Origin of the sequence: uncultured Deefgea sp., from assembly GCF_947072475.1 — a bacterium.
Lineage (GTDB): Bacteria > Pseudomonadota > Gammaproteobacteria > Burkholderiales > Chitinibacteraceae > Deefgea.
Window position 1 is genome coordinate 1 of record NZ_CAMTIA010000108.1, and the last position, 2746, is coordinate 2746.

Sequence of the window (2746 nt, forward strand, 5' to 3'; positions counted from 1 at the left end):
CATCACCACCAATCTGCCCTATGTTGCTGCGGCGCATTTAGCTTTTGACCATCATTTTTCAGAAACACTTCGTAATGATGCCCAGCTAAACAATCATATTATTGATGCCAAAGCACCATCAGCAGCGCGAGTGGTATTTGATTATTACGGTGGTACAACTCGATTTGCTGGCATCAGCGATGAAATGATGCAAGCGGTGGATAAAGCCGATTCCGCTGAATTTAGCCGTGATGAGATTTTAAATCCCAAAAATTGGGTGCTGCTCAATTATTTAATGGATGCGCGCACTGGCCTAGGGCGCTTTCGAAGCTTTCGGATATCCAACTACCAATTAATGATGGATTTGATCAAGTACTGCCGTCATCATGGTATTTCAGACATTCTCACATTACCCGATGTCGTTGAACGCGTTGAGCTATATATGGAGCACGCCCCGCTGGCTAAAGAGCAAATTCAGCGCTGCAGCCGAATTTATGACAATTTAGTGGTGCTTGATTTACGCGAAGAAGAAACGATCTATGCCACAAATCGCTTTATGATCTATGCGCTTTACCCACAATGCAATGTCTCTATTCATGTCATGTGGGGCCTGCAAAAACAAAACACCGTTTTTGCCACCGGCAAGTCGATTATCAATCGTTCCTCACAAACCAATATTGGCGAACTGATGCTTGAATACGGCGGCGGCGGCCATGAAAATGCGGGCACCTGCCAAATAGAGAACAATAAAGTCGATGAAGCATTGCGTGAATTAGCCTTAACAATCACCGCAGATGGCTAGGGTCTGCTGACGTTTGGTTTCCCGCCGCTGCTTACGCGCCTTTCTCCACCCAATAATGCCGCTCTGCGGCATTATTTATTTTGGATACCTCACGCCTTGCGTCGCAAGTAGCCCATAACGCCCCGTACAAGACTGGTAAACCACTTCATGATAAGGAATCAACGCTTGATCAAGCTGCTGGTATAGTTCACCCAACGCCACCACTTGATAACCTTGTTCAATCCAGCCCTTTAGCAAACGAATAAAATCATCCGCAGCCTGAATCCCATCAAAATCTGCTGCGGCATTATAGACATGCCCCCAAGGGCTTTCTTTTTGGGTTTGTGCCAAAATCAGCTCAACCCGCTCATGGCTTGGCAATTCTTCTAGCATCGGCAAAGTGACTGGCAACTGTAGGCAGCGTGATGTTTGCGCATTGACAACAGGCCAAAATGGATGACTTCCACGGGTATCGCTCGCAAAGCGCCAGCCCATCATCTGTTCAAGGCTATACACTGCCTTATTGCCCTGCCAGCCCTTGGCTGAAAAAGCCACAGGTTCACAATTCATCTGTCGAACAAACAGCATATAAGCCTGTTTTAATCGCTCAGCAGTCATCGTTGTGGCTAATATTTTGATGTCGCTTTGCCACTCATCATGGTGTAAAGGCCGCAAAGCATGCTCAAACGAATCTAAGCCTTTTTTTGCCAATGCCGCAGCTTTCATCAGTGACGGCGCAGGCCACAAAGCACCTCGACACAAGGCCTTGGCACCAAACCGCGTTTTCAATGGCAGTAAACCAGAACCCGCAATGCGCTTTAAGCGAGACGCTGGGAACAAAAATCGACCGTTTTTTTCTACCCCTAAAGACCAAAAAAAAGTCGCGCCACAGGCATGCTCAGTTAAAATTTGCTGCAGTCGCGGCAAACCGCGTTCCATGGCCGATAAATTATCGACATCAATTTTTAAGGCAATCAGTTTCATTTGAGATTCGAGAAAAAACAAGGGCAACAAAGCGTAAGTAGCACGCCTGACAGGCTGCTAGTGTACTACGAGAAGCAGTAAGACTGCTGAAATTGAATCACCATTCAAAGCAAATGGGTCGCAACAAAATCAAGGGAGACCGCCCCTTTAAGTACGGTTGCCTCACGCAGTTTGCATGAAGAATCGCAGACCATTGATTTAAATAGGCTTGTTGATTTTGCATTCAAATTATCTGGCGTCGTCTCACTTATTGATAAACTTGAATAATCTCCAGGCCCAATTCATATAATTGCAACGCTGCAATACGATGGCTGCGTTTAACGCGCACTCGAGCAGAAAATGGTTCATTGCGTAAATCAAAAGCCTGTACCGGCATAATAAAAATATCAAACTCTTCATCTGGGCGTGGCACATACATTGTTTGTATTGTCATCCCAGTCACACTCAAATCAATACACTCACCATAAAAAGGCAAACCCAGACCCAAAGGACGGATTTTAACTTTACAGCACACTTGCATTCGCAAAGCAACGCGCTGATCTTGCTCACGCAGGCCAATTTTCATATTTACGCTCTTATTATCAAACGGCAGCTAAAGTCACCATGGCAGCTTAAAGCCAGTACCATCAAATGCAAAGTACCGAGCATCAGGCAAAGGCAAAAAGTCGACACCGCCTCGCCGAGCAAGTCGGCCGCCAAGAAATCACGACAAACCGCCACCTGCGCCGCCAATCAAACCAACAAACAGCGCATAGCGGCATCTTTTTTCTAGATTAAAGACATTTATTTTATATTTTTAAAATTTTTAAAATGCTATTTAATCAACTGATTCATAAACACTTTCTAGCTAAACAGCCATTCAATTGCGCTAAGCTGTCAATTTTTAATTACAAAAGTGGTTGACGACCCAATCTGAAAATGATTTAATTCGGCCTCTCTCGAACGAGGGGTCGTTAGCTCAGTTGGTAGAGCGCCTGCCTTACAAGCAGGATGTCGGCGGTT

General features: G+C 45.4%; 3 protein-coding genes. 1 reads left to right on the forward strand and 2 read right to left on the reverse strand.

Features of this window, described 5'->3' with window-relative positions:
• Positions 1-781: exopolyphosphatase (locus Q0V82_RS16510; RefSeq protein WP_297577562.1), on the forward strand; the 781-nt coding region annotated here is incomplete at its 5' end.
• A gap of 75 nt (positions 782-856) precedes the next feature.
• Here the strand turns inward: Q0V82_RS16510 and Q0V82_RS16515 are convergent.
• Both Q0V82_RS16515 and Q0V82_RS16520 read right to left on the reverse strand, forming a co-directional pair.
• Positions 857-1744, reverse strand: coding sequence for a hypothetical protein (locus tag Q0V82_RS16515; protein ID WP_297577564.1), 888 nt, complete (start codon positions 1742-1744; stop codon positions 857-859).
• A 247-nt stretch (positions 1745-1991) separates the two neighbouring features.
• Positions 1992-2309 carry a PilZ domain-containing protein gene (locus Q0V82_RS16520; RefSeq protein WP_288842061.1) on the reverse strand — a complete coding sequence of 106 codons (318 nt, stop codon included), beginning with the start codon at positions 2307-2309 and terminating at the stop codon, positions 1992-1994.
• Positions 2310-2746: the final 437 nt, after the last annotated feature.